This window comes from Meridianimarinicoccus aquatilis (assembly GCF_004358675.1).
GTDB classification, from domain to species: domain Bacteria; phylum Pseudomonadota; class Alphaproteobacteria; order Rhodobacterales; family Rhodobacteraceae; genus Meridianimarinicoccus; species Meridianimarinicoccus aquatilis.
The window spans coordinates 19991-46246 of sequence record NZ_SMZO01000018.1; the positions used below are offsets into that span (position 1 = coordinate 19991).

At 59.3% G+C, this 26256-nt stretch carries 30 protein-coding genes; 4 read left to right on the top strand and 26 right to left on the bottom strand.

The window, feature by feature from the left end:
• Positions 1 to 96: 96 nt before the first annotated feature.
• Together E2L05_RS09560 and E2L05_RS09565 are read right to left on the bottom strand one after the other, a co-directional pair.
• Positions 97 to 654, bottom strand: a complete 558-nt coding sequence (locus E2L05_RS09560) for a peptidylprolyl isomerase (RefSeq protein WP_133342690.1) — start codon at positions 652 to 654, stop codon at positions 97 to 99.
• The gene (locus E2L05_RS09565; protein WP_133342691.1) at positions 647 to 1153 is read right to left on the bottom strand and encodes a peptidylprolyl isomerase; all 507 of its coding nucleotides are present in this window, start codon (positions 1151 to 1153) and stop codon (positions 647 to 649) included. Before E2L05_RS09565 ends, E2L05_RS09560 begins: the two co-directional genes overlap by 8 nt.
• Before the next feature lie 148 nt (positions 1154 to 1301).
• Between E2L05_RS09565 and E2L05_RS09570 the strand changes: the two genes are divergently transcribed.
• From E2L05_RS09570 to E2L05_RS09580, 3 genes are all read left to right on the top strand, one after another.
• Positions 1302 to 2492, top strand: coding sequence for a phosphoglycerate kinase (locus E2L05_RS09570; RefSeq protein WP_133342692.1), 1191 nt, complete (start codon positions 1302 to 1304; stop codon positions 2490 to 2492).
• Positions 2493 to 2586: 94 nt separating this feature from the next.
• Complete coding sequence (locus tag E2L05_RS09575) at positions 2587 to 3516, top strand: class I fructose-bisphosphate aldolase (RefSeq protein ID WP_133342693.1); 930 nt, start codon at positions 2587 to 2589, stop codon at positions 3514 to 3516.
• 109 nt (positions 3517 to 3625) lie between these two features.
• The gene (locus tag E2L05_RS09580; protein WP_133342694.1) at positions 3626 to 3919 is read left to right on the top strand and encodes an FtsB family cell division protein; all 294 of its coding nucleotides are present in this window, start codon (positions 3626 to 3628) and stop codon (positions 3917 to 3919) included.
• A gap of 5 nt (positions 3920 to 3924) precedes the next feature.
• On the opposite strand, the gene cysE is transcribed toward E2L05_RS09580, so the two are convergent.
• The 21 genes from cysE to fabF all read right to left on the bottom strand — a co-directional run bounded on the left by cysE (position 3925) and on the right by fabF (position 22305).
• On the bottom strand, positions 3925 to 4722 hold the full coding sequence (gene cysE, locus E2L05_RS09585) for a serine O-acetyltransferase (RefSeq protein ID WP_133342695.1): 798 nt from the start codon (positions 4720 to 4722) through the stop codon (positions 3925 to 3927).
• A 71-nt stretch (positions 4723 to 4793) separates the two neighbouring features.
• Positions 4794 to 5504, bottom strand: coding sequence for a DUF2793 domain-containing protein (locus E2L05_RS09590; protein ID WP_133342696.1), 711 nt, complete (start codon positions 5502 to 5504; stop codon positions 4794 to 4796).
• Positions 5497 to 9426 carry a baseplate multidomain protein megatron gene (locus E2L05_RS09595; RefSeq protein ID WP_133342697.1) on the bottom strand — a complete coding sequence of 1310 codons (3930 nt, stop codon included), beginning with the start codon at positions 9424 to 9426 and terminating at the stop codon, positions 5497 to 5499. Before E2L05_RS09595 ends, E2L05_RS09590 begins: the two co-directional genes overlap by 8 nt.
• Positions 9426 to 9869 (bottom strand): peptidase, encoded by a 444-nt coding sequence (locus E2L05_RS09600; protein WP_133342698.1) that lies wholly within the window; start codon positions 9867 to 9869, stop codon positions 9426 to 9428. Before E2L05_RS09600 ends, E2L05_RS09595 begins: the two co-directional genes overlap by 1 nt.
• Positions 9866 to 10753, bottom strand: coding sequence for a DUF2163 domain-containing protein (locus E2L05_RS09605; RefSeq protein ID WP_133342699.1), 888 nt, complete (start codon positions 10751 to 10753; stop codon positions 9866 to 9868). The genes E2L05_RS09600 and E2L05_RS09605 overlap by 4 nt, the downstream gene beginning before the upstream one ends.
• Entirely contained in the window at positions 10753 to 11382 is a 630-nt protein-coding gene (locus tag E2L05_RS09610) for a DUF2460 domain-containing protein (protein WP_133342700.1), read from the bottom strand. Before E2L05_RS09610 ends, E2L05_RS09605 begins: the two co-directional genes overlap by 1 nt.
• A 21-nt stretch (positions 11383 to 11403) precedes the next feature.
• Positions 11404 to 12066, bottom strand: coding sequence for a phage tail tape measure protein (locus tag E2L05_RS09615; protein WP_133342745.1), 663 nt, complete (start codon positions 12064 to 12066; stop codon positions 11404 to 11406).
• Positions 12059 to 12262, bottom strand: a complete 204-nt coding sequence (locus E2L05_RS09620; protein ID WP_133342701.1) for a rcc01693 family protein — start codon at positions 12260 to 12262, stop codon at positions 12059 to 12061. The genes E2L05_RS09615 and E2L05_RS09620 overlap by 8 nt, the downstream gene beginning before the upstream one ends.
• Positions 12259 to 12579 (bottom strand): gene transfer agent family protein, encoded by a 321-nt coding sequence (locus tag E2L05_RS09625; RefSeq protein WP_133342702.1) that lies wholly within the window; start codon positions 12577 to 12579, stop codon positions 12259 to 12261. Before E2L05_RS09625 ends, E2L05_RS09620 begins: the two co-directional genes overlap by 4 nt.
• Positions 12579 to 12992: a phage major tail protein, TP901-1 family gene (locus E2L05_RS09630; RefSeq protein ID WP_133342703.1), complete on the bottom strand. Its 414-nt coding sequence runs from the start codon at positions 12990 to 12992 to the stop codon at positions 12579 to 12581. Before E2L05_RS09630 ends, E2L05_RS09625 begins: the two co-directional genes overlap by 1 nt.
• 19 nt (positions 12993 to 13011) lie before the next feature.
• On the bottom strand, positions 13012 to 13413 hold the full coding sequence (locus E2L05_RS09635) for a DUF3168 domain-containing protein (RefSeq protein ID WP_133342704.1): 402 nt from the start codon (positions 13411 to 13413) through the stop codon (positions 13012 to 13014).
• The gene (locus tag E2L05_RS09640) at positions 13410 to 13748 is read right to left on the bottom strand and encodes a head-tail adaptor protein (protein ID WP_133342705.1); all 339 of its coding nucleotides are present in this window, start codon (positions 13746 to 13748) and stop codon (positions 13410 to 13412) included. Before E2L05_RS09640 ends, E2L05_RS09635 begins: the two co-directional genes overlap by 4 nt.
• Positions 13745 to 14344 carry a head-tail connector protein gene (locus E2L05_RS09645; RefSeq protein WP_133342706.1) on the bottom strand — a complete coding sequence of 200 codons (600 nt, stop codon included), beginning with the start codon at positions 14342 to 14344 and terminating at the stop codon, positions 13745 to 13747. The genes E2L05_RS09640 and E2L05_RS09645 overlap by 4 nt, the downstream gene beginning before the upstream one ends.
• 175 nt (positions 14345 to 14519) lie before the next feature.
• The gene (locus E2L05_RS09650) at positions 14520 to 15743 is read right to left on the bottom strand and encodes a phage major capsid protein (RefSeq protein WP_133342707.1); all 1224 of its coding nucleotides are present in this window, start codon (positions 15741 to 15743) and stop codon (positions 14520 to 14522) included.
• Positions 15744 to 15778: 35 nt separating this feature from the next.
• Positions 15779 to 16354, bottom strand: a complete 576-nt coding sequence (locus E2L05_RS09655) for an HK97 family phage prohead protease (protein ID WP_133342708.1) — start codon at positions 16352 to 16354, stop codon at positions 15779 to 15781.
• A 3-nt stretch (positions 16355 to 16357) separates the two neighbouring features.
• Positions 16358 to 16618, bottom strand: coding sequence for a GTA head formation protein, RCAP_rcc01685 family (locus tag E2L05_RS09660; protein ID WP_133342709.1), 261 nt, complete (start codon positions 16616 to 16618; stop codon positions 16358 to 16360).
• Positions 16615 to 17820: a phage portal protein gene (locus E2L05_RS09665; RefSeq protein ID WP_133342710.1), complete on the bottom strand. Its 1206-nt coding sequence runs from the start codon at positions 17818 to 17820 to the stop codon at positions 16615 to 16617. The genes E2L05_RS09660 and E2L05_RS09665 overlap by 4 nt, the downstream gene beginning before the upstream one ends.
• Positions 17821 to 17910: 90 nt before the next feature.
• Entirely contained in the window at positions 17911 to 19305 is a 1395-nt protein-coding gene (locus E2L05_RS09670) for a DNA-packaging protein (protein ID WP_133342746.1), read from the bottom strand.
• Positions 19193 to 19534: a hypothetical protein gene (locus E2L05_RS20750; protein WP_165971726.1), complete on the bottom strand. Its 342-nt coding sequence runs from the start codon at positions 19532 to 19534 to the stop codon at positions 19193 to 19195. The genes E2L05_RS09670 and E2L05_RS20750 overlap by 113 nt, the downstream gene beginning before the upstream one ends.
• A 357-nt stretch (positions 19535 to 19891) precedes the next feature.
• Entirely contained in the window at positions 19892 to 21037 is a 1146-nt protein-coding gene (gene mltG, locus E2L05_RS09675) for an endolytic transglycosylase MltG (protein ID WP_133342747.1), read from the bottom strand.
• 5 nt (positions 21038 to 21042) lie between these two features.
• Positions 21043 to 22305, bottom strand: a complete 1263-nt coding sequence (gene fabF, locus E2L05_RS09680) for a beta-ketoacyl-ACP synthase II (protein WP_133342711.1) — start codon at positions 22303 to 22305, stop codon at positions 21043 to 21045.
• Between the two features lie 220 nt (positions 22306 to 22525).
• On the opposite strand from fabF, the gene E2L05_RS09685 reads away from it, so the two are divergent.
• Positions 22526 to 22822: a hypothetical protein gene (locus E2L05_RS09685; protein ID WP_133342712.1), complete on the top strand. Its 297-nt coding sequence runs from the start codon at positions 22526 to 22528 to the stop codon at positions 22820 to 22822.
• Between the two features lie 3 nt (positions 22823 to 22825).
• Here the strand turns inward: E2L05_RS09685 and E2L05_RS09690 are convergent, their stop codons facing one another.
• From E2L05_RS09690 to alaS, 3 genes are read right to left on the bottom strand one after another with little or no spacing between them, the layout of a single operon-like run.
• A complete protein-coding gene (locus E2L05_RS09690) occupies positions 22826 to 23278 on the bottom strand; it encodes an MOSC domain-containing protein (RefSeq protein ID WP_133342713.1) in 453 nt (150 codons plus the stop codon).
• Positions 23279 to 23295: 17 nt separating this feature from the next.
• Complete coding sequence (locus tag E2L05_RS09695; protein ID WP_133342714.1) at positions 23296 to 23586, bottom strand: DUF1330 domain-containing protein; 291 nt, start codon at positions 23584 to 23586, stop codon at positions 23296 to 23298.
• Positions 23583 to 26246: an alanine--tRNA ligase gene (alaS, locus tag E2L05_RS09700; RefSeq protein ID WP_133342715.1), complete on the bottom strand. Its 2664-nt coding sequence runs from the start codon at positions 26244 to 26246 to the stop codon at positions 23583 to 23585. The genes E2L05_RS09695 and alaS overlap by 4 nt, the downstream gene beginning before the upstream one ends.
• Between the last annotated feature and the right edge of the window lie 10 nt (positions 26247 to 26256).

Here is a 26256-nt window from a genome sequence, read left to right on the forward strand (position 1 = left end):
ACACCCCGGGCAAGTCCTTGGCGCAACGCCTAGCAACCACAAAAAAACCCGCCGCCAAAAACTGGCGACGGGAAAGCTACAGCAAAGCGTGCAAAATCAGTCCGTGACTGTGACCGACACCATGTGGTCAGGTTCGCCAACAACGGCGCCGTTTGGACCATCGCCGCGCTTGATCGCGTCGACCACATCCATGCCACCGGTAACGGTCCCGACGACCGTATACTGGCCATCAAGGAAAGGACCGGGCGCGAACATGATAAAGAACTGCGAATTCGCGCTGTCCGGGTTCTGCGAACGCGCCATACCGACCACGCCACGATCAAACGTCACATCGGAAAACTCCGCCGGTACGTTTGGCCGATCTGATCCGCCGCGACCCGCCATGCGAATGTCGAACCCGTCGCCCATCTTGCCAAATTCAACATCACCAGTCTGAGCCATGAAGCCATCAATCACGCGGTGGAAAACCACGCCATTGTAAGCACCAGCCTCAGCCAGTGCCGTGATCTGCTCAACGTGCTGGGGGGCGATATCCTCCAGAAGATCGATGGTGATAGTCCCTTGAGCTTCACCGGAAACTTCAATCTCAAGTCCGGCCGCATGCACTCCCGTTCCCGCCAGAACCATGCTTGCGATGAGAGCAGCCTTACGCATCTGCGGCCACCTTCACACTGATCATCCGGTCCGGCTGCGCTGGCGGCTCGCCCCGTGCAATTGCATCGACATGGTCCATTCCCGAAATTACCCGGCCATAGACGGTGTATTGCCCGTTCAGGAAATGATTATCTTTGAAGTTGATAAAGAACTGCGAGTTCGCCGAATTCGGATTCGCCGAACGTGCTGCCCCCAACGTCCCGCGATCATGCGGCAGCTTGGAAAATTCCGCTGGCAGATCTGGCAGTTCAGACCCACCCGTGCCGGCGCGGCGAATGCTGAAATCGCCTTCCATGTTGCCGTGCTGCACATCGCCTGTCTGGGCCATGAAGCCGTCGATCACTCTGTGAAAGGCAACGTTGTCATAGGCACCGGTGCGGGCCAATTCCTTCATGCGTTCGGCATGCTGCGGCGCAACGTCCGTCAGCAATTCAATCGCAACTTCCCCATCTTTCAACTCAATGATGATGGTGTTTTCCGGATCCTTGATCTCGGCCATGTGGCATCCTTTCTGGGTCGTGTTGGCGCAGACCCTAGGCCGGCCCGATGGTAAAGGTCCACCCCCGAAGCTCGTTCATGGCAGTCTTGTCACTGTCACACCCACGTGATCTATCTATGCGCGAAACATCAAGACTTGGGGGTACGCAATGGCGTGGAAAGCACTGAACCAAATGGATCTGGACGGAAAGGTCGTGCTCACCCGGGTCGACATCAACGTGCCAATGTCCGACGGACGCGTCACCGATGCCACCCGAATCGAACGGATCAAACCGACAATCGACGACATTCTCGCGGGCGGGGGAAAACCCGTCCTGATGGCACATTTTGGGCGCCCCAAAGGAAAAGTCGTTCCCGAGATGTCTTTGTCACACGTCAGGGCAGCGCTTGAAGACATACTCGGCGTGCCTGTCACGTTTGCCGACGATTGCATCGGCCTTCCTGCCAAGAAAGCCGTTTCGGAAATGGCGCCGGGTACGGTCGTACTTCTTGAAAACACGCGATTTCATGCCGAAGAAGAAGCAAATGACGGGCGCTTCGCAGCATCACTTGCTGCACTTGGCGATATCTATTGCAATGATGCGTTTTCCGCGGCTCACAGGGCGCACGCGTCCACCGAAGGCATCGCACAACTTCTGCCCAACTGTGCCGGACGCGCGATGCAGGCAGAGCTTGAGGCTCTCGAGCGCGCATTGGCCAATCCGGTCCGCCCCGTTGTCGCAGTTGTTGGCGGCGCAAAAGTGTCGACCAAGCTTGATCTGTTGGGCAACCTCGTAGGCCGCGTTGACGTTCTGGTGATCGGTGGGGGAATGGCCAACACATTCCTTGTGGCGCAGGGCAAGCCTATCGGCAAATCTCTCGCCGAGGCCGAAATGGCGCCCACGGTTCTCGAGATCATGCAAAAGGCTGATGACGCCAAGTGCAGAATTCTCGTTCCCGAAGACGTGGTCATCGCTCGCGAGTTCAAAGCAGGGGCCGAAAACGAGGTCGTGGCAGCGGACGCATGCCCAGACGACGCGATGATACTGGATGCGGGGCCCAAAACCGTCGAAAGCATCACCGCCGCTTTTGACACCGCAAAAACGCTTATCTGGAACGGCCCTTTGGGGGCCTTCGAGATACCTCCGTTCGACACCGCCACAAATGCCGCCGCGCGTCATGCCGCAGAACTTAGCAAGAGCGGAGCATTGATCAGCGTTGCCGGTGGGGGGGATACAGTTTCGGCTTTGAACACTTCGGGAGCGGCGGACGATTTCACCTATATTTCGACCGCCGGCGGTGCATTTCTTGAATGGATGGAGGGCAAGACCTTGCCCGGCGTCTCGGCCTTAGGCGGCTAGGCGCGTCAATCAAGTCCAGTTAGCGCTCCCAGCCTTGAACCGAAGACGTGACGCGCCTAACAAATCCCAATCGTTCAATAAAAGGCCCGATCTCATGCAAATGACCGACACCGTCCGCCAAATCCTGCGGAACTACGAAGGCGAGACACCAGGCGTCAAAGCAAAGCTCTGCAGCATGCTCATGCACGGCAAATTGGCGGGCACTGGCAAAATGATCATTTTGCCCGTCGATCAAGGGTTCGAACACGGCCCAGCTCGGACATTTGCACCGAACCCGGCAGGATATGACCCGCACTATCATTACCAGCTTGCGATAGACGCTGGGATGAATGCCTACGCCGCACCCTTGGGTCAACTGGAAGCTGGGGCAGATACGTTTGCCGGTCAGGTGCCAACAATCCTGAAATTGAACTCTGCAAATTCCCTGATGTCGGATACTGCCGGCAAAAATCAGGCAATCACTGGTTCGGTCGACGATGCCCTTCGCCTTGGATGTGCCGCTATCGGCTTCACGATCTATCCCGGCTCCGACATGGCCGTTGATATGTTCGAAGAGATCGTCGAGATGCGGAAAGAAGCCGCAGCGCGCGGCGTGGCAACCGTCATCTGGTCGTACCCGCGCGGCGAAGCCATCAGTAAGCCTGGCGAAACAGCAATCGACATTGCCGCCTATGCCGCGCAAATCGCTGCCCTGATCGGCGCGCATATCATCAAGATCAAGCTGTCCACAGACCATCTTGAACTACCTGAGGCCAAGAAAGTCTATGAAGAGCAGTCCATTGACATAGCCACACAGGCCGCCCGCGTGAAGCACTGCATGGATGCGTCATTCAACGGCCGCCGCATTGTCGTCTTCTCTGGTGGTGCAAAGAAAGGTGCTGACAGCGTATATGACGATGCGCGCGCGATCCGGGACGGCGGTGGCAACGGCTCTATCATCGGCCGCAACAGCTTCCAGCGCTCGCGCGAGGACGCGCTTGCGATGCTGCAAAACCTCGTCGACATCTATCTCGGCAAGGCCTGATAAAGAACACCCAAACGCTCGGCTCTCACGACGCCGGGCGTTTGGGGATTCCCAAAATGCCGTATTTGTGGCAGTCTTGGCCAAAATGTAAAAATAGACAGAGGCAGACATGGCACAGAAACACGGCTTCGGCTTTGCGATCTATGCGATCGTGACCCTCTCACTTGCTGGCTATTTTGCGTTCGCGGCGGTCCAGGGCGATCTTGGCGTCGTCTCTCGCGTTGAAGCTATGGCAGAATACGACCGTCTCGCCGTGAAACGTGACGCCCTGTCTGATCAGGTCGCGGCGCTGACGAACAAGACACGCCGCCTGTCTGATCAGTATCTCGATCTGGATTTGTTGGATGAGCGCGCCCGCGACGTGCTGGGCACGCTGCGAGCGGATGATCTCGTCGTGCGCTAACGAACTCAGAGCTGCTGATTCATCATCACCGACGGCTGTGAACACCCGGCCTCACCCACAATCCGCGCGGGGACACCCGCAACAGTCTTGCACGGCGGCACCGATTCCAAAACGACACTGCCCGATGCAATCCGCGAGCAGTTGCCGACGGTGATATTTCCCAAGACCTTCGCACCGGCCCCGATCAAGACGCCATCGCCAATCTTCGGATGCCGGTCGTCATCTTCTTTGCCAGTTCCGCCCAAGGTAACGGAATGCAGCATCGACACATTATCACCGACCACAGCCGTTTCTCCGATCACGATGGAATGGGCATGGTCAATCATAAGCCCTTTGCCCAGCCTGGCAGCCGGATGCACATCCACCCCGAAAAGCTCTGAAACCCGCATCTGAACATAGTACGCCATATCAAAGCGTCCTTCAGTCCAAAGCCAATGCGATACGCGATACGCTTGCAGGGCTTGGTAGCCCTTGAAAAAGAGCAAAGGCTGGATCATCCGGTGGCACGCCGGATCACGTTCATAAACAGCCATAAGGTCAGCGCGTGCGGCCGCCTCAATCTTTGGATCAGCTGCAAACGCTTCGTCGATGACTTCGCGTAGCAATTGATCGGGCATCTCGCTTGAGGCCAACTTCATGGACAGCCGATAAGACATCGCCCGCGCCATGGAGGTATGATGCAAAATACCGCCATGCACCAAGGCGCCCATCAGGGGTTCATCCCTGACGGCCGCTTCGGCTTCGGTTCGGATCTGTGCCCATACAGGGTCGAAACGTTCAATCTGGGACCGGGGGTGCGACATGGCCTCCTCCAACTAAGTTCCCCAAAGAGATAGACCGTCCTGCGCTATCACGCCACCCCGCACGGCTCAGATCACACTCTTGGGATCGTCATGCGAAACAGATGCACAGCCAAACGTACGGTCCCAGCAGCGAAATCCCCACCCGACGCTTCCAGAACAAGAGACGTCGGAGAATAATACGCCTGCGGCTGGCTCGTTACCCCTTGCAGCCACGATCCAAGCGCCAGCCCTAGCCCAGCGCCATATCGTCCCTGCGCACCGGGCACGCCCAAACTCCAACTGCCAAGATCGCCTGAGATCGCTTGGGTAACGATCCCGCTGACCCCAAACACAACGCTGTTCGCAGGGATCACGTCGATGCTTGTCACGCTGGATCCGGCTTGGATAACGACGTCGATTTCCAGAACTTCATGGACGCTCGCGGCACCGTTTGGCGAAACAGCAACTGCTTGGACTTGCCAGATCACGCCATCGAACACGGACATTTTTCCGATGTCACGCACCCAGCCTCGCCAACCCAATTGCGGTGCAATAAAGACCCAGCCCCCGTTACTGGAAACAGCCAGCTTGCCGCTCTGTGTGGCCCAGTCCCCAGTTGCGCCAGCGGGCACATGATACACAGTCCCATCCAGTGTTCCATTCGGCGGTGAAGCTTGCATGACAGACTCAATCACAAGCTGAGCCGCCGCATCCAAAAGCGCAAACGCTTCGTTAACGGTCACATGCTTTTGCGCTTGGGCCGCCTGCACCAGCGGCAGGTCTATGTTTGCTGTTCTAGTCATTGATGGTCATCCTTCCAAAATGCCCGGCCCCGTACCGGTCAGAAACCTGCGCAACTTCAAAGTTATATGGCTCTGCTACTCCGTCAGATGCTCGCATTGCCGCCGAATAGTTCCAGTTCGCTTGCCAGATGATTTCTTCACGGCGCAACGCACCGTTTGTGAAGATGCGCACCACATAGGTTTCCGCAGCCTCACCCAAGGGCACATCAACCAGCGACCAAATATCCCCATCTATTCGCGTGCGCCGAACCCAACTGAGAAGATGGTCCCCCCCTGTCAAAACACGGTTGCGCAGATGCACCGGGGCATAGGGTCGCAAACCATTGCCTTGGAACGTTTGCTCGAATGGCACGAAATTCGGACCACTTAGTGGCTGGCTGGCCGGCCCGACGCGGTAAAAGCGCGACAGCCCCCTTTCACTCGACCCAAGGTCAATTTGTTCGAGCCCGCCCTCCAGCAGAACAACCATGCTGCCCTCGGGCCACACGTCCGGAATATCGCCATCCGTTCCTAGTTGGCCCCGCAAACGCAGGCTCAGATCGTATGTGTCTGGACCAACAAGTTCTGCGCGTTCGAACTGAAAAATCTCCCATTCCGATGCTGAACCATCACCGATCGCCATTGCATTGGCCCCGTTGAGCATTTCTGTTGTCGGCACAGAACTCAACGCGCCGTCGGACAACTCCACGCGAAGCGGAGCGCCTCGGTCCACGATGCCAGGAGTTGCCCGCGCCATCTCACTCCGTGTGAGACCAACGATGCTAGGGCCCGCGACCAACGTATTCAGCCGATAATCAGCATCACTGCTGGAGCTATAGACGGCAACCTGACCCGGCCAGGGCCGCGCCGCGACAGCAATATAGGGCGCGTGGGCAACGGCATCGCTTTGCAACAAGGGCAAATCCATGAAAATACCGGTGGGCGGAACCGCAGCTTGCCGTGTCTGAATGCGCGGGATTTCTTCCACCGCAGGGCCGGGCAAATAGATAGCGGGTTCCACCCGAGTAGCCTCAAGTATCTGAAGGCCGTGTTGTTCACTTCTGTCGATGCGATAACGCGCACCGCCCGCATCATCTGCCAACTGCACCACATCGCCCGCTCCGATCTCCATGCGTGACGGCGGCAAAGCAAACTTCGCCGTATCCCGGCCCGCACGCGCTTCGGCAAGCCAACGTTCGGTAATTCCGCGCGCCTCGGCTGCTGTCAGCACAAGATTGAGTTCCGATTGCGCCGCCGACACGGCTTCAGACCCCGGCAGAGCCGTCTCAATCGCAGACACCTCAAAGCTGCCATCTGCTCCGATATAGTTGAGCCGAACGCGATCAGAAAGCTCAGCGCTGGCTGATCTGCTGCGCTCCAGATCGCTGGCCTGATCGGGATGCTGGGCAAGATCCTCGCCCGTCAACGAAGCAACAGCCCTGCCACTTCGGTTCTGAAAAACAAGCCGCCCGTCCCGCTCGTGCACGTCCATGCCGTATGCCAGCATCAATGGCTCCAACGCTTGCCTCGCGCTCCCGACATCCGAAACGGCATATCCACGCACCAAACCGTGCAGATTGCCAACATCCGGGTCCTTCAACCCAGCACCAAGACAGATTTCCCGTACTACACTGGACAGCAGTTGCGCCCCCGTGCGGCCGTTCAGCCAATGCCCGCGAATATAGTTCGGCCCATCACTCCAAACCTCAGACAACCCGGGGAACCAAGGATAAGGGCGCGCGTCCCACGCCCAAACATGTGCACGGCTCATGTCGACCATGGGTCCACCGTACAGGCCGGACGTTGGGTTATTCGCCGGCTCGGCCCAATGTGCAAATGACGCCCGAAGGTACTGCATCTGTATCAGATCATCCCGCGCCCCGCTCGACGCACGTGGCAAAAGCGACTCTGATGACTTTGGGTCGATGAACTTGTTAGGTTGGTTTGTGCCCTTGTCGATGGCCGCACAGCCCAATTCGGTAAACCAAATCGGTTTCGATTGTGGTTGCCATTCTGTCGGCGCAGATTGCCGGACACCGCCAATACGATTGTGATGCGGCAACGCCCACCACGACCTTATGTCTTTGTAGCGAAACACCCACGGCTCGCCATAAGCACCATCGGTGATCGGCGCGCGCAACTGCGCCTCGGATGCCTGCGCATCGGGATAGTACCAATCAAACCCTTCCCCGCCAGCCACATTGGATTTTAGATACTCAATGTCATAGATGCTTTCCCAGGCAGCATCGGCGTGACCTTCGCCATCGCGCCAGTCGGACAGCGGCATGTAATTGTCGATCCCAATGAAATCGATCTCGGGATGCGCCCAAAGCGGGTCAAGATGAAAGAAATGATCCCCCGATCCGTCTTGCGGCGTGAACCCGAAATACTCCGACCAATCGGCCGCGTAACCCAGTTTGACTCCGCCACCAAGAAGCGCACGCACCTCACCAACCAATGCCATGAAAGCCTGAACAGCCGGAAAGCTGTTCCCTACGCCGCGGATCTGCGTCAACGCGCGCATTTCCGAACCGATACAAAAACTATCAACGCCACCAGCCGCCCGGCAAAGGGCAGCATTGTGCAAAATAAACCGCCGAAGCGACCATTCCTGCGGCCCGGAATAGCTGACGCTTCCCGGGGAAACTATGAAATCAGCTGCTGTCGCAGTTCCGAAGAACGCTGCAACTTCCGCAGCAGCGGTTGCGCTTCCGTCCGTCGATCCTGGCAATCCTGGGGCAATGGACGTTGTAATTCGTCCACGCCAAGGCAGCTCTGCTTGCCCGGTCGCCCCTGTCCATGGATCTGGCAAAGTATTTCCGGGAAGTTGTTCCATCAGGATGAACGGATAGAACATCACTCTTTTACCACGCGCGTTCATATTGCGGATCGCTTCGATCACACTGGCATCAGCCGGGGTTCCCCCATAAACCGACTTGCCATCAACACGCGGAACTTCCTCAGCCGCGACCCGGTTCACGCCCGCCACATTCCACTGCATAGGCGCGCCATCCGCATACTTATGCTCGACCTTTGGCTTGATCTGAGCAGATCCACACCGCAAGTCATCGCCAAACCACGACACAACGAGAGAGATCGACTGACAGTTCGGCAACTCCGTTTGCAGCGCATCCATCGACGCAAGAAAGTCTGTCGCGGCCATGGTGTTGTGCATATTGGCGGCAACATTCCGACCCGGACCCTCTGCGTAATAGACCGGCGAGGTTGCAAGCGAGTATTCACCGGTGCCCGGGATCAGCGCGACAGCTCGAATGCCGTCAACCATAGACCGCGCCGCGTCCATTGCTTCTTCTTGCTCTGGGCGCACCACCTCAAAAGTGAATTGTGGCACGCGGTTGCCAAATGGAGTCAGATCAAGATCCTCAAGGACCACATAGGCCGTGCCCCGATACGCCGGTGCTAACTCTGCACCTTCAATTGCCGCGATCTTGGGATCAGCCTGCTGGGTATCAGAGCCGGGATAGACGCGAACCGACAAGCTGTCGCGCTCCAACTCCTGACCATCCGCCCAAATCCGGGCAACATGCCCGATCTGCCCTTCACACAATGCAATCGCCAGACTGACGCTATAGCTGTAGGTCGTGACGCTCGTCCCGCCACCGCCGCCGCCCTTGCCGCCAGAAACACGCTCAGTGCTGGCTTGCTCGGAAAACTGCGAAGCCCAGATGACCTGACCCGCCATGCGCATTCGACCATAGACTTGCGGAACTGGGGCACCTTCGCTGGCGCCGGTCAGCCGGAACCGCTCCACCCGGCCACGCTCAACAACTTCCGAACCAGAGCCCATAAGTTGCTGGTCGATCAGCTGACCAACAGTTGCACCAACAGCACGCCCAAGGACCGCTGCCGACAAGCCAAGAACGGAGCCGCCAACAGCTCCGCCAGCAGCTCCGCCAGCCGCCGATAAAAGCAATGTTGCCATTATGACGTCTCCTCGGGAAAGGCAAAGCGCGCGACGATGCGGCGACGCCAAGGCTCAGACAAAGGGCTTTCGACCACACCGTGCCGCTCGTATGCGTGCACGAAGCGCGCATCGCGACCAGTAAAGGATTGCATCCCAAGATGCTTTGCGATGCTTCCGTCCCTCATTCGGAATAACAACACATCCCCAACTGCCTCTGACGCAAGCGGTCGTTCAACCAACCAGCGACGTGCAGCGCGCCATAGTGCTTCCTCGCCCTGCGGCTCCGCCCAATCACGGCTGTAAAACGGAATAGACTCCGGCTCCGCTCCGTACAAATCACGCCAAACGCCGCGTAGAAGTCCAAGACAATCGCACCCGGCGCCCTTGCGGGTCGCTTGATGGCGATAAGGCGTGCCAATCCAACTCCTTGCAACGGCAATACTCTTCTCCGCATATGTCATTGGTTCATGCTCCCGCCTGCGTTGCTGTCCCCATTCCGGGGGTAGGCCATCAGCCAATCCTCACCAGGGATGTGGGGAAATCCGCGAAAATTCAGGAAGTTGTTGAATTTGTTGCGACAAGTATCTGCTCGCTTGTCGCAGCCGACGCGAAGACGAACCAGATCCCCAACTGCCGGTGCCGCCCGTAATTCCTGCCACAACCGCATTTGGCGTTCCGTGCCGATCAGCTCATCCGACTTGATCATCGCCGCAAGACCACTTGCATTTCCGCTGACCATCTCAAAATGACCTCGCACAAACCAATCGACCCCGTAGCCACCAAGACCGGACAAAGTGAATTGTTGGCGGCCAAGCACGCTCGCAATCTGCGCGGTTGCCACGAACGGCGCACCAGCAAGACTGACTTTGCATTGACCGTCGCCCAAGTTGGCCGAGCATTGCCGCTGAAAGACCCGCCCATGCGGCTGGTTCATACGTTCGCTCAACCCACGCAATTCAGCGCGAAAAGCACCGCCGCCAGACTGTACTTCGCCGATAGTTCCGTCGAACAGCAAATGACGTTCTGCCGGAGCTTTCCAATTCACAAGCCACGCCCGAACAGCGGCGCTATCGAAACGTCCCGCGACAAGATCCGCCTCTGTGACCGACGCATCGCTTAAGGCGCCCAAGGCCTCGCCATTGTCCACGGACAGCCCGGTTGTTTGCTGAATAGCTTGCCCTGTCAGGCCCGTATCGGCCCTAAATACGACTCCGTCGAAGCTGATATCCTTGTCGTGATCGGTAAACCCAAAAGTCTCACCATCCTGCCGCTGCACAGACCAGCAGCGGCACAGGTTGGTCACTCCAGTAGCGAGATGCGCTGCCAGCGCTGCCTGCAACGCCATCAGACCCGGACTTCCAGAACAGGCACATCAGGTACATCGCCGGCTTGAAAGCTTGAGACAGATGTCACGATTTGGTCTGTTTCAAAGCGCACGGGAACATCAAACTCGAACCCGGCGGTAACGACGGCACCTTCCGCCGGTGGCAAGAGAAACACGATGGCACCAGCCACCGAGTCCACCGCAAACGCCGCGCCCGGTTGCTCTGCACCATCAACCGCGACGCGCACGGTCTGATCCACAGGCTTACTGATGGGCCGCAGATAGCTTTCAGAACCGGACGCATAAACTTTACAAAGCGAAAACCGCAGCGTGGCGCCATCGCCGACGCCAATCTCCTGATCACCGGCGCTCACGTCTTCAGACGGCAAGCAACTCTTGTAGTCTGCCCAATCCTTCCAGCGAAACCCGTTCAATTGCCCCTGACGTGCCTCAAAGAAGGCGATGAGCGTGGACACATCATCAAGAGACCGAACGCCCATGCCCGCATCATATCGGCGGCGGGAATGCGCCCATGGCGAATTGCGCTCTTCATAACCATTAGCAAGGGTGACAACTTCGGTCCGACGCACCGGCCCCCCGGCAGAACCAAAGCTTAGCGATGTCGGAAAGCGGACTTCATGAAATCCCATAGTGTATCCTTCCTTTAAGCGTCAACGATTTCGCTGGCCGCGCCCAAGCGCCCGGCTCACCTGCGAAGCGATCTGCCCCTGCGACCGCTGAAAGCTCGTCGCGTCCGGTGTGGTTACGTTCATCACAACTGTGACAGGCTGGCCGCCCCCATCGCTGCGCACGCCAAGCTTGCCGTCTGATCCACGGGTCAGTGGCATGATCGCCTCTGGCCCGGCCTCGCCCATCAAGCCGGTACCGCCCCGCATGGGAAACGTCGTTGGCCCACTCACAACCCCGCCGCGCGCGAACGGCATAACCCGTCCTTGCGAAAAGGGGGCTCCATTGGCAAAGGGCATCGCTCCGCTGATCAAAGCCTCAATTCCGGCCCCAGCCATCTGGCCGACATGTTTGGTCACCGGATTGAGTGCCGCGGAATATGCCGACCCAATGATTGACTCCCCAACTTGCCGAAGAGCGTCTGACGCCTTCATCCCGTCAAACACCAGACCTTCGAACGCGCCTCGCAAACCACGGCTGATCCCATTCGACAACGTCCGAACTTCGCGCCCCGTATCCGACATCGTCGTGCGTATTTGCTGCAACTCACCGGAAAAGGTTGACGCCACGCTCTGCGCACCGGCCAGGCTTTCTTCAAGTCCCCGCATTTGCGCCTCAAATTCGTCTGTCCCGTCCAACTCAACCATCATCCAAATCTTTCTTTGTATCCGGGAACCGCTGCATCAGGTCTTGCAACCGCGCTCGGTCCAGCGGGGCCCCGTCCTGACCAACCCCAAGCATCACGAACAATTCGGCTGGGGTCAGTTTCCAGAATTCATCGGGCTTCAATCCAAGCCCATGCAGACCGGCGCGCATCATTCCCGGCCAATCAAGCCTGCTCATTTGGCCTCGGGCACAGTGAATGCGCGGACCAGCAATTGAGCGGCGGCTTGCGCGGCGACAAGCGGTCCGCCTTCGATATCGGCACGCAACAGATCTTTTGCGCCAATATCCCAACCACCGCCACGCAGCCCGGCCACGACCAACGCCAGAACATCCCGAGTTGAACATTCGCCAGTTTCGAACCGCCGAACGAGATCCACGAGGGTTCCGACCTCCAGGCCCGCCTCCAGCTCAGCCAACGCGCCAAGCGTAAGCTTCATGCGCCGCGGCGTGCCATCAACCGACAATGCCACTTCTCCAGTCCAAGGGTTCGCCATCACAGCGCCGTAAAGCTAAGCGACCCCGACGACGCCATAGACATTTCATAAGATGCCTCTCCGTCATGGCTTCCGGCATACTCAAGCGTGGTGATCTGAAACGCGCCCTCGACGACACCGAAATCAGGGATAAACACCTGAAATTTCGGCACTATTCCTGCGAAAAACACCTCACGGGCCCGAGCGTCTGTAGCGGCGTCTCGAAAAACGCCAGACCCGGACAAGCTCGCCGATCGCATCCCTGCACCACCAAGCAACTCGCGCCAGCCACCGGCACTGTCGAGGCTGGTCACATCCACCGTTTCCGCGTTGAAGCTGATGCGGCTGGCACGCAGTCCCGCGACAGTCTGAAAGTCACCTGCCCCATCGATGTCGAGTTTGATCAACAGGTCCTTGCCATTTTGAACAGCCATGTCAGTCTCCGATCCAATTTCAAATGTCGTCAAGGAAGGCACGGAAAGTCATTTCAACCCGCCGCCGAATTCCGTTTCGGTCCCGCCGCGCTACGGCGCGTTCAAATCGCAATGAAACAACCCGGCCCCGCGATAGGCTAAGCGGCATGCCGACAAGCGCAGCCTCCACAGTTGCCGCCGTCTGTTTGAGCAGGTGGAAGCCGCCCCCATCCCCAACCACAGAAACGGCAAAGCGATGCTGTGCCGCATGGCCGGTCTTGTCGGACCTGTCGCGCACATCCTCGGGGCCCAGCGCGACATAAAGAGACGGAGGTAGACCCGCTGGCGGTGCGTCAAAGACGGGAACTGCGCTCAACGCACCATCCTCACTCAAACGCTCAAACACGGCGGTCTGAAGGGGTGCAGAAAGAGCATAGGTCATACTGTGACCTCCTCGATGGCGCGGCATTCCACAAAGCGTCCAGCCGGGTCAGCTTCGCTGACTGCAATAATGTCAAAGATGCGGGTGCCATGGCGAAACCGATCCTTTGGGTGGGGCCGAGACGGTGCGCCATAAGGCGCGCCCACAACAGTCACCCGGAAAGGCACCCGCGAAACTCCGGCGGCACCGTCCAGCAGCTCACGACCTGTCAAAGGCTCCAGACACGCGTAATGCGCTCCCTTCGCCCGCCAGACAGAAACGTTGCCTCCCGCTCCGTCTGGCTCCACCACCTGTTCCTCAAGCGTAACAAGCCACCGAAGTTGCGAGCGTTTCATGCGACAACCCCGCCCAAAACACGCACCGTCCGATAGCGCTCAATCAGCGTGGACACCCCGAAGGGCATGTTCCCATCGTGCTCTACGATCTCATGACGCAGCTCATAGAAATGCGCGGCAAGAAGCAGCACAGCATGCGCAAGATCCGGCGGCATCGCGTCCCAAGCCGCACTGTAGCCAGCGGTAAATGACAGCACGGCGTGGCCCAGGGCGGGAATGTCGGGAAGACAGGGCGCAACCGAATGCATAAGGGGGCGATGCGTGTCTTCCTCCAAAACGACCTCGCCCATGTCGATCGGGTTCATATCCCCGGTCCGCGAATAGACGGTCAGCGACACCAGCGCGGTGACTGGGGCAACCGGCAGTGCCTGCACTTGCGGGCTCCGCCACGCAGACACAGTCCATCGTAACGCGCGTTCGAACAGCAGCTTGCCTGTCCGCGCTTCAACAGCAGCCAATGCCGCCCGCAACGCAGTCTCTAGCACCGTGTCCTGCAAATCGTCGTCGGCAAACCCGGTCCCAAGACGCAAGTGCGCCCGCAACGCAGGAATGGGTAACTCTACTGTTGGAATGGGCGTGAGTTCGACAAGCTTCATGAATTCGTCTCCGAATTTGGGCAAAGGTACGGGTCAGAACCCGGATCAAGGCGGGGCAGCCGCCCTTCCGTGCTGCTCTGACGGAGGGGAAAGCTGGACAACACGTGCCATTGGCAAGCGACCGCCCCTTTAGGTCACGCGCTGCAAGACCGCGTGACCCAATGGGCAGCCGTGGTCAGCTCGCAGAGAACTTCAGCAGTTTGATCGCAGCAAAGTCGCTCACATCGCCGCCAACGCGCTTTGTTGCGTAGAACAGAACATGAGGCTTGGCCGAGAACGGATCGCGCAGAACCCGAAGGTCGGGACGCTCCGCGATGGTATAGCCCGCCGCAAAATCACCAAAAGCAATCGCCGCGCTGTCAGCTGCGATATCAGGCATCTGCTCGGCTATAAGAACCGGGTAGCCCATCAGGCGTGCAGGCTCTCCAGCGGCAAGGCCATCAGCCCAAAGGAACCGCCCGTCGGCATCTTTCATCTTGCGCACAGCGCCGGCCGTCTTGGAATTCATTACAAAGCTCGCATTGGCGCGGTACTGTGCATCCAAGGCATAAACCAGTTCGATGATTGGATCAGACGGCGCCGTGGACGAAAAATCCCCCGACTGGCCAGACGCAACATATCCAAGGCTGCCCCAGGCCCAGCTTGCATTGTCCACCTGCGGATGGCTGAGAAAACCACGTGGTTTGTCCAGCCCATCACCGCTGATGAATGCCGACGCTTCGGCACGGGCAAATTTGTCGGCGATCCGGCTCGCCAGCCAGCTTTCAATGTCAAACGCGCTGTCATCCAGCAAACGCTGGCTCGCCTTCGGCAGGGCCGACAATTCATGCAAAGGGATCGGGATCCGGCTGATCACCGGCGTTGTCGTTTCTGTCAGCGACGAAGTCTCGTTGGTCCACGTATATCCAAGCTCGGAATGGTCTACGAGAACGTCATAGGAATTTGATTCAACGTTCACGACGGTGGAAATTGCCCGAATGGACGCGTTCGAACGAAGAACGCTTTGAATTGCGCCAGATGTCTGAGGATCAACAAGGTAACCGCCGTCGGCGTCCATGGCCGTAGACATACTCTTGCTCTCCAAATCGAGGTCTCGCAGACCATCGTCATCACCATTGCGCAGATAGCCCCCAAAGGCCTGCTTATGTGACAGATCAAGGTCAGTGGCTGCGGAAAGTGTGGGGCGCGCGGCAAGTGCGGTCTTACGGTCCAGCATGTTCAATTTCTCTTCCTGTGCTTTGAGTTGAGTGGAAATTCCGGCGCGGAATGTGGTCAGATCAGTCATCAGCCCAGCCAGCGCAGACTTCATGTCAAGCGCGGCGGTGCCAGGCGCGGAGGGCGTGCTGCAGGCGGCAGGCACAACCCCGCCGGCCCGAGCCTTGGTCTCGGGGTGAGTCATCTTTGGGATCCTTTTTCAGTTGGGGATGGGCCGGCTTATTCCGCGCTGGCCAGGTGACGGCGGGCGTCTTGGACAACCGCCGCCAATTCGCGAAACAACGTCTCGTCGGGCATGTCAGGGGCAGTCTCGGATTTTGCCCCGATGCGGGCCTCGGGCAGCATTGGAAAGGTCACAAGCGACACTTCCCACAACTCCACCTCGGCCAGCACCCGCCGCCCAGTGTCATTCTTGTGCGATCGCACCGTGCGATAGCCGATCGACAAGCCGTCAATCGCGCCCGCCTCTATGAGTGCGGCAGCCTCTCGGCCTCTGGCAACATCGGTCAACAGGCGACCTTTCACGTAAAGCCCCTTGCCGTCTTCGCGGACCTCGTCCCAGATGCCGATAGGCTCTGCGGGGTTGTGCTGCCACAACAGCTTCACGCCCCGGCCCTTCGCCGCAAGATGCTGTAACGACGCCGCATACGCGCCTTGCTGCACCACATCGCCGCCCTGATCGATTTCGCCGAATAACGACGCATAACCCTCGATCCGGGTGCCATCGACCACCGATAGCCCCTCACCAAGCTGGCAGAACTTCCGCTCCAACCCGCTTTCAATCACCTGCTGCATCGCTCACATACCTCCGTTCGGGGCGACCGTGACAAGCGAGCTGACCGCCTGGGCCAAGATCGTCGCCACAACACCATACACCGTCAGCCAAAGTCGCTTTTCCAGCCGCTCCATCAAAAGCTCGATCCGGGTCAAGCGACCATCGATGCCCTCAAACTGCATTTGAAGCAGCTTTTCATGGGCCTCGCGCACTTGGGCCGGCCCATAGTCGAACGGCTCGTACAAGAACCGCGACCCACCGGGCGGACGCCTGAGATCACTCATCCGCCCTCCCCGACGCTGCGTGGCGGCAGCCCGAGCATCGCCCGCTTCTCATCATCTGTCAGGAAATCCGCAGCGGCGACCCGGCGCCACTGGGCCTCCCGTTCCGCCGACAAGGCGGGCACGCTGTCAAGATCGACCTGGATCTCTACCGTTTCGCCGGTAAAGCGACCAAGAAACGCGCTCAACTGAGCAACCACACGGCTGGCCAAAGGCAGAACCGTTAGCCGGTAAAATGCCCGGTTCGCCTCTTGATAGTTGGCGTAGGTCGCGTCGCCAGGAATCCCGAGCAACATAGGCGGCACACCAAAAGCCAATGCGATCTCTCGCGCGGCGGCTTCCTTGGTTTTCTGGAATTCCATGTCAGACGGGCTGAACCCCATGGGCTTCCAATCCAATCCACCCTCCAGCAACATGGGGCGGCCAGCATTGCGCGCGCCCATGTAATTGGTGGTGATCTCATCGACCAGGCGCTCGTACAGGTCGCCGGGCATCATCCCCTGGCCCTCCGAATTGTGATAGGTGATCGCCCCTGACGGCCGCGCCGCGTTATCAAGCAGCGCCTTCGACCACCGCGAAGCCGCATTGTGCACCTCTACTGCACCGGCGGCCGCCTGCATTGGCGCCAGCCCATAGTGATCATCCGTCGGGTGAAAGCTGCGGATATGACAGATCGGCGGCACCTCAGCCGTCATATCGAACCGGCGCACCTTGCTGCCAACCCGATACTCGTATGCGGCGGGCCACCCGTCACTACCGGGCAGAACGCGCATCCGGTCCGGGCGCAAGGCATGCAACTCCAGTGGAAGCACGCCCATCGCACCACCTGCCGCCTCAAGATACCCATTGCCCGTCAAAAGCAGCTGCCCATAGACCGCTTCAAGCAACTCAGCCCGGCCCTGCGCCGGATTTGGTCGCGCCACAAGACAGCCCATTGGGTGCGTCTCGTATCGGCACGCGCTATCTTGAACGATCAGAGGAAGGGCAGCGGCGGCTTCAGCGATCATCTTGACCGATCTGAACCCGACAGGGTTCCCTGCAAAACCGTGGCGAACCAACGACGCACTATCCCGCGCAACGCCAAGCCCTCCGCCTCCCGCAGCCGCCATGGCCAATGCGGCCCCGGTCGCGGCTTTGCGTTGCGGCGCAGCCGGTGGCGGCAGCGGGCTTTTCGGCGCATCGCGTTTTAGGAAATCCAGTTTCATAGGCACATGTCCTTTCTGTCCGCCAGAGCGGTTTGCCCCAGCTTCAGGGCGATCAAGTCTGACAAGGGTGGGCCAACCCGGCCCTTAGGATCAGAGCTGGCGCAGCCGCGGCTGCCGGAACCCCGCCGCAGGATCAAGCACCAGATCCTGAAGCGCCCATACCAGCGCATCCACCCGGTCCGGGCTTCCGCGGCCTTCGAAACCGCGCACCGTCATCTGACACATCTGCTCTTCCAAATCGGCCAAACAGCCACGGCGATGCTTCACACGGCCCTGTTCGTACAAGGCAGCGACAGGTTCTGCCCGCGCGGCTTTGCCTCGGCTGGCCCGAACAGCGCGATACGGCACCAAGGGGTCCACTTGCCGAATGACGCTTTCCACCAGATTGCCGCCCTGATTGACCTCTGCGACCAACCGCTCAGCCCCGTGCCGCGACATCGCGGCCAGTGCTGCCTCGGCCCAGCCTTGGGGACTTGCCCCCTGAATGGTGCAATCCTCTATCACATAGGCCTGCCAGTCCTGCGGCGCCCCCGACATGCGAACCCCGGCAACAACGATGCCGCAACTGTCCGACGTGCCATGACCGCTGACAGGGGGATCAACCGCAACGACAACACGGTCCAAATCGGGTATCCGTTCCACCTGCAACGCCTCAAGCATCGCAAGCGTCCAAAGCGCACCCTCGGCATCCTCAAGCAAAATACCGTCCAACTCTTGGCGACCCAGCCGCGTCCCCGCATACCGCTCCCGAACCTCGGCCAAAAAGCTGTCAGCCAAATAGGCACTGTTCGCCTCGGTTGGCGCATGACTGACCACGGTGGACGGGTTATCGAGGATCCGCTTCAGCACGCTGACATTCCGGGGTGTCGTGGTCACGACTTGCCGGGGCGTCTGGCCAAGCCGCAAACCAAATTGCAACATGTCCCACGCGTCCTCAGCCTTCTTCCACTTGGCAAGCTCATCTACCCAAGCCGCATCAAACTGCGGACCTCTCAAGCTTTCTGGCTCGTGTGCCGAAAACACTTGCGCAACCGCACCATTGGGCCAAACCAACCGCTTGCGCGTGGCCTCCCAAACCGGGCGGCGATCCGGGGGCGAACAGGCCAGAATTCCGCTGTCGCCCATCACCATGACCTCGCGCACCTGCTCAATGGTTTCTCCAACCAAGGCCACACGCTTTGATCGGCCCGGCGCCAAGGGGGTCGCGCCTTCGACCTCTGCACGCACCCATTCAGCGCCCGCACGGGTCTTGCCCGCCCCACGCCCCCCCATGATGACCCAAGTGCGCCAGTCGCCCTCTGGGGCCAACTGATGATCCAGCGCCCAGAATTCGAAAATATAGGGGAGCGCAAGAAGCGCTCCCTCGGTGAGTTCATTCAGAAACGCTTCCCGAACCTCCGTCGGCGCGGAGGCAAGCAAGACGCCGCCCGATCTCAAGTCTGGCTGCGTCGAAATCGACGGCGTAGTCTCCGACAATTCCAGCATCTGTTTTCGCTTTTTGTTCAAGGCGTTCCCTTTCGGCAAGGGCCGTCTGCAAGGCCTGTTTCAGTTCCTTGAGAAGCCGGTTGGCTTCTCCACCGTTACTCAACTCGTCAACATCCAACTGGTCGACCAGCTTGTTCAGCGCGCGTGTGGCGCGATGAAACGTCTGCTGCGCCTCGGAAAAAACTTCTTCCGAGCTTCCATCACCCAACTTCGGGTAAATCATTGTCATGTACGAAACCCGCCTCTCTCGTTCTCCCGTCGAGAGAGCCATGAAAAAAGCGGCTAGGGAGTGTCCCTTGCCGCCTTGCCCATGTCTTCCAGCTTGCCTAAAGGTATACGTTGGACCGTTCGCTTTGTCAATCTAAACAGGTACTTAGAACAAATCGGGTCCGTTCTCTGCGTTAGGACTTTCCGGCAAATATACAAAAACGAGCGCCCCGTTTGCCTTATTTCCAAGGCCAAAAACGATACCAAATTATTAATGCGCAGCCAGTTCCCTGATAGTCCCATACAAAAACGCCGCCCCGAAATGGGACGGCGCATAATGACAGGCGTGCTTCGGACCATGCCGAAAACGACTCGGTCCCTATTGGTTTTGCTGCTCGATCCGGCGCCAGCGCTGCACGTTGATGTTATGTTCGGCCAGCGTCTCGGCAAAGACGTGCCCGCCAGTGCCATCTGCCACGAAAAACAAGAACTCCGTCTGCGCCGGGTTCAAGGCGGCTTCAATCGCTTCGCGCCCCGGATTGGCGATGGGCGTCGGCGGTAGCGCGTCAATCACATAGGTGTTGTAGGGCGTCGCACGGTTCAACTCGCTGCGGAGCAGGCCACGGCCGAGAACCCCTTCACCATTTGTGAGGCCGTAAATCACCGTCGGGTCAGTCTGCAACCGCATCCCTTGGTTCAGGCGGTTGATGAACACGCTAGACACCCAGGGACGTTCTTCTGCGACAGCCGTCTCTTTTTCGATAATCGACGCAAGGATAAGCGCCTCATAGGCATCCGCCAAAGGCAATCCTTCGGCGCGCCCTTGCCATGCCTCAGCCAAGGCAATCTGCTGCCGTTCGCGCATCCGGTCCAGCAACAGGTTGCGATCCGACCCGATCGCCACATCGTAGCTGCCCGGCGCAAGCCAACCTTCATCGGGGACAGTCTCAACGGTTCCCGCAAGGAATGTCACTTTCCGAAGCACATCGGTTATCTGCCAGCTTGTGACACCTTCAGCGACAGTCACACGCGTGCGCGCGAACCCCTGCTCGATCAAACGAACCAATTCATCAGGCAGATCCGCGCCCAACTCCACATTGGCGACCTCGGTGTAATCTCCGGTGCTGGGGTCCAATTCGCGCACGCGGATGTCGGCCGCGGCCACCCCGATGCGCAAGTTGATGTCACTCCCACACGTGCTGGCACCGCTACGGGTGACCAGATCAACGATCGTCTCCATCGAACTCTTCGGCGGGATCAGAAAATTACCGGCCTTCAGGGCCGAAGATTTCTCGGTGTAATCCGCCGCCACACGCATCAGGGCAGGATGGTCCACAGCGCCGCGTTCAGCCAGATCGTCGGAGACAGATTTCATGGTTGCGCCGCGCGGCACACTGAAACAAACCGCCTCAGCCAATGGCCCGGGCGAACGCCACAGGCTTTGCGCCATCGTCACGGCCACAGCCGCGCCAATCAGAAGAACGACAAACAAGGTCAGCGCATTCGACGCTATGGACCGCCACATAAGCATCAGGGCGCCACCTTGCCCATAATCAGCGTGGCGTTGGTTCCGCCAAAGCCAAAGGAATTCGACAGAACAACGTCAATCTTGCGCTCTCGCTTGGAGTTTGGTGCCAAATCAATCGCGCTATCGACATCTGGTGTGTCAAGATTGATGGTTGGCGGCGCGACTTGGTCGCGCAAAGCAAGTATGCAGAAAATCGCCTCGACTGACCCCGCTGCGCCCAACAAGTGCCCGATGGCGGACTTTGTCGAACTCATCGTCGCCTGCGCGGCTGCATCGCCCAAAAGTCGCTCAACAGCGCCCAACTCGATCGTATCGGCCATGGTCGATGTGCCGTGTGCGTTGATGTAATCAATCGCGGACGGTTCCAGTCCGGCACGGCTCAAAGCCATACGCATCGCCCGTTCCCCGCCCTCGCCGGATTCTGACGGAGCCGTGATGTGATACGCGTCCCCGGACAAGCCATAACCCAAAACCTCGGCATAGATCTTTGCACCGCGCGCCTTGGCATGTTCATATTCTTCCAGAACGACGACGCCTGCGCCCTCGCCCATAACAAAGCCGTCCCGATCTGCGTCATAGGGGCGGCTCGCTGTTTTCGGGTCATCGCCCCGCTTGGTGGACAGCGCCTTGCACGCGTTGAACCCCGCAATGCCAATCTCGCAAATCGGGCTTTCTGCACCCCCCGCAACCATGACATCCGCATCGCCCCACTGAATCAGACGGGCCGCATCACCAATGGCATGCGCGCCAGTGGAACACGCTGTCACAACGGCATGGTTCGGTCCTTTGAACCTGTAGCGGATACTTACGTGACCGGAAATCAAGTTGATCAACGCCCCTGGAATAAAGAAGGGGGACACCCGGCGCGGCCCGCGTTCCTTCAGCAAAACGGACGTCTCTGCAATCGTGCTTAACCCGCCAATGCCGGACCCGATCATCACGCCAGTGCGCTCAAGGCTTTCCTGATCCGTTGGCATCCAGCCAGCGTCCTCGATAGCCTGTGTCGCCGCGGACATACCGTACAGGATGAAATCATCCACCTTGCGGCGTTCCTTCGGTTCCATCCAGTCATCGGGGTTAAAGGTCCCGTCGCTACCATCCCCGATTGGGATTTCGCACGCATAGGTCGTTGCCAAATGGCTTGCGTCAAAGCGCGTGATCGGCCCCGCGCCGGACTCGCCTGCAAGCAAACGTTGCCAGGTCGGCTCTACTCCGTTGCCCAGCGGCGTGACCATTCCCAATCCAGTGACGACTACTCGGCGCATTCTCGGCCCCCGTTTCGTGTTTTCGCTGCAGTGCCTGATAGCGTGGCTTGGGGGCATGGGGCAAGCGCAAGCGCGTTCAACAAGGCTCTCGCCTACCCAAAAGGGTATTAACCACTATGCCAAACGGCGCTCGTTTACGCCTCTGCGAGACTGATAAACATGGGCGGCGGTCTTTATAACGATTGAAGGAACAGTCCCCTCGCAGAGACGGAGAAAAAATATGACCCGGATTACACTTATCAGCCTGCTCGCACTTGGCTTGGCCGCTCCTCTGCCAACTCTCGCAGCGTCGCTCAGCCCGCTTGATGCCGAGATGTCGCTCAGCGATCCGTTCAACGCACCTGCGGCGACCAACCTTGCAGAGCCGGCGCAACAGTCCAAAGACAAAGACGCTTCGGAATTCCGCTTCGTTGATGGTGATGTGCTCACGGGTGCGCCGCTGCGCGACATCTTGCCAGAAAATCAGTGGGCCGCACCGAAAGCTGCCAATGCCAACAACCTGCTGATCCGCCGCTAAAGCCTAAGCCAAAGGGGCCACCTCGGCCCCGAAACTGATGTGGCCCGGCTCAAGCACCTTTGCCGTCCAGCCACCATGCCCCCGCATGGCATTGTACCCGCCAGGTCCAAGAACCTCTTCCATGCGAGAACACGGCGCGCAGATGGTCGTGATCTCGATAACGGCGGTTCCCAGCCGCAGCGGAACACCGCGCAGCGCGATCAGATTGATACCTGACACACAAATGTTCCGCCGCAGCACACTGGGCTGAACAATGTCACGCCCCAACAGGCTCGCAATGACCGGAAGATGCTCGGTCTGGATCAAAGTCACCGACCGGCGGTTGGCACGGCTGTGCCGATCCCCAACCAAACCGGTCAACTCGACGTCGGTCGCTGTCACCTCACGCACCTCGCCGCGACGCTCTGTGCGCAAACCGATCCAATCGATGCGTCCCGCACCGGCATGTGTCGCCATGAGGCTTGCCAGATCGATCAGCTGTCCAATTCCTCGACGATGACCAACTCACGCTCTGCTGCACCTTTGGCGTGACCCAAGGCTTCTTGATACGTGGCCGATTCATAGCAAGCGACCGCAGCTTCAACGCTTGGAAACCGCGCGACGACGTTACGAGGCCTCTCCGGCCCCTCCATTTGTACGAACCGCCCGCCGCGGGCTAAAAAGACGCCGCCATGTTCGGCAATCGCCTTTGTCGCCAGCGCGGCGTACTTCTTGTACGGCTCTTCGTCCGTCACAGTAACATGCGCAATCCAAAGAGCGGTCATGCCTTTCCCTCCAGCATTGCTTCCACAGCGGCAATTGCCGCCTCGGCATTCTCTGCCGAGGGTCCGCCAGCTTGCGCCATGTCAGGCCGACCGCCGCCGCCCTTGCCTCCCAACACGCCCGCCGCCGTGCGCACAATGTCCACCGCAGACAGGTTGCTGGTCAGATCCTCGGTGACACCTGCAGCAATCGCCGCTTTGCCGCCTGCATCCGCGATCAACAGCACTGCGCCGGACCCGATCTTCGCCTTATGCGCATCAATCAGCGCCGGAAGGTCCTTGCCCGTCACCCCCGCCAGAACCTGACCTATGAAGGCCACGCTGCCGACCTGCTTGGCCTCGACGCTGGCACCGCCGCCGCCGCCCATGGCAAGCTCGCGGCGCAAGTCGGCCACTTCGGATTGCAGCGCACGACGCTCATCCAAAAGCCCCTGAACCCGTGCAGCGACGTCCGCGCCTTGTGCCTTCAGCAGACCCGCCACTTCGGACAGACGCTTGTCTTGCTCGGCAAGATAATCGAACGCAGCAGCCCCGGTCAGCGCCTCGATCCGGCGGACGCCTGACGAGGACGCGCTGTCGCCCAAGGCCACGAACAACCCGATATCGCCGGTTTGGCGCACATGCGTGCCGCCGCACAGTTCCAGCGAATAGGTCGCGCCGTCGGTTCCCTTGCCGGACCCTTCTTGCTGCCCCATGGACACGACGCGCACTTCGTCGCCGTACTTTTCGCCGAACAACGCTTGCGCCCCAAGATCGCGCGCCTCATCGGGTGTCATGATCCGGGTATCGACTGGCGCATTCTGGCGGATGTACTCATTCACCTCGCGCTCAACGCGGCTCAACTCGTCCCGGCTCATGGCCTTTCCGTGGCTGAAATCAAAGCGCAGACGGTCAGGCGCATTCAACGACCCACGCTGCGCCACGTGCTCACCAAGCGCATTGCGCAGCGCTTCGTGCAGAAGGTGCGTCGCGGAATGGTTCGCCCGGATGGAGCCGCGACGGGTGGAATCAACTGTCAAAACAGCGCCTTGCCCCGGCTCAATCGAGCCCTCGGTCACCTCAGCGAAGTGCAAGAACACACCGTTTGTCTTGCGCGTATCCGTGATGCTTGCCGCGCCTGTGTCGGTCTTCAACAGGCCGGTGTCGCCAACTTGCCCGCCGGATTCTGCATAAAACGGTGTCTGGTTGACGACGATCTGAACCGTATCGCCAGTTTTCGCCGAAGGTTGGACCTCGCCGCCATCGACAATGGCAAGGATTTGCCCCTCGGCAGTTTCCGTGTCGTAGCCCAGAAATTCAGTCGCGCCGTGCTCTTCGGCAAGATCAAACCAAATCGCAGCATCCGCTGTTTCGCCCGACCCGGACCACGCGGCTCGTGCTTGGGCCTTTTGTTCAGCCATGGCGGCGTCGAACCCGGCCTGATCGACCCCGCGCCCTATCTCGCGCAGCGCATCCTGCGTCAGATCAAGTGGGAACCCGTAGGTGTCATACAACTTGAAGGCCGCCGCGCCCGGAAGGTCGCTGCCATCCGCCAAAGTCGCAACTTCGTCTTCCAACAACCGCAGGCCGCGTTCCAATGTCTGACGGAAACGCGTCTCTTCCAGCAGCAAGGTTTCCTGAATCATAGCCTGTGCGCGGCCAAGTTCCGGATAGGCCCCGCCCATCTTGGCGACCAGCGCGGGCACCAGCCGGTGCATCAGCGGATCCTGCGCGCCCAACTGGTGCGCATGACGCATCGCACGGCGCATGATCCGGCGCAGGACGTAACCGCGGCCTTCATTGCTGGGCATCACACCATCGGCAATCAAGAACGACGTCGATCGCAAGTGGTCCGCGATGACCCTGTGGTGCACTTTGCCGGGCCCATCAGGATCCGCGCTGGTCGCATGCGCAGAGGCTTCGATCAACGCGCGGAAAAGGTCGGTGTCATAGTTGTCATGCTTGCCCTGAAGCAACGCGCCAACCCGTTCCAGGCCCATGCCCGTATCAATCGAGGGGTTGGGCAAATTTTCGCGGCGCCCATCAGCGAAGTCTTCGAACTGCATGAAGACAAGGTTCCAGATCTCGATGAACCGATCACCATCTTCATCGGGGCTACCCGGCGGGCCACCCCAGATGTGATCGCCGTGATCATAGAAAATCTCGGTGCACGGCCCGCACGGGCCAGTCGCTCCCATAGACCAGAAATTGTCATCCGTCGGAATTCGAATGATCCGCTCATCCGGCAGGCCCGCGACCTTTTTCCAAATCTCGGCAGCGTCATCATCGGTATGATAGACAGTTACCAGTAGCCTTGAAGCGTCGATTCCAAAATCCTTGGTCAGCAGGTTCCACGCAAAGGGGATCGCTTCTTCTTTGAAGTAGTCGCCGAAACTGAAGTTGCCCAGCATCTCGAAGAACGTGTGGTGACGTGCCGTGTAACCGACATTATCCAGATCGTTGTGCTTGCCGCCTGCACGAACACATTTTTGGCTTGTGACCGCGCGGGAATAGTCGCGATGCTCTAACCCCGTAAAGACGTTCTTGAACTGAACCATCCCGGCATTCGTGAACATCAGGGTCGGATCATTGCGCGGCACAAGGGGCGAGCTGTCGACCACTTCATGCCCGTTACGGCCAAAATAATCCAAGTAGGTGCGGCGGATGTCGTTCAGGCTGGCCATGGCGTCCCGT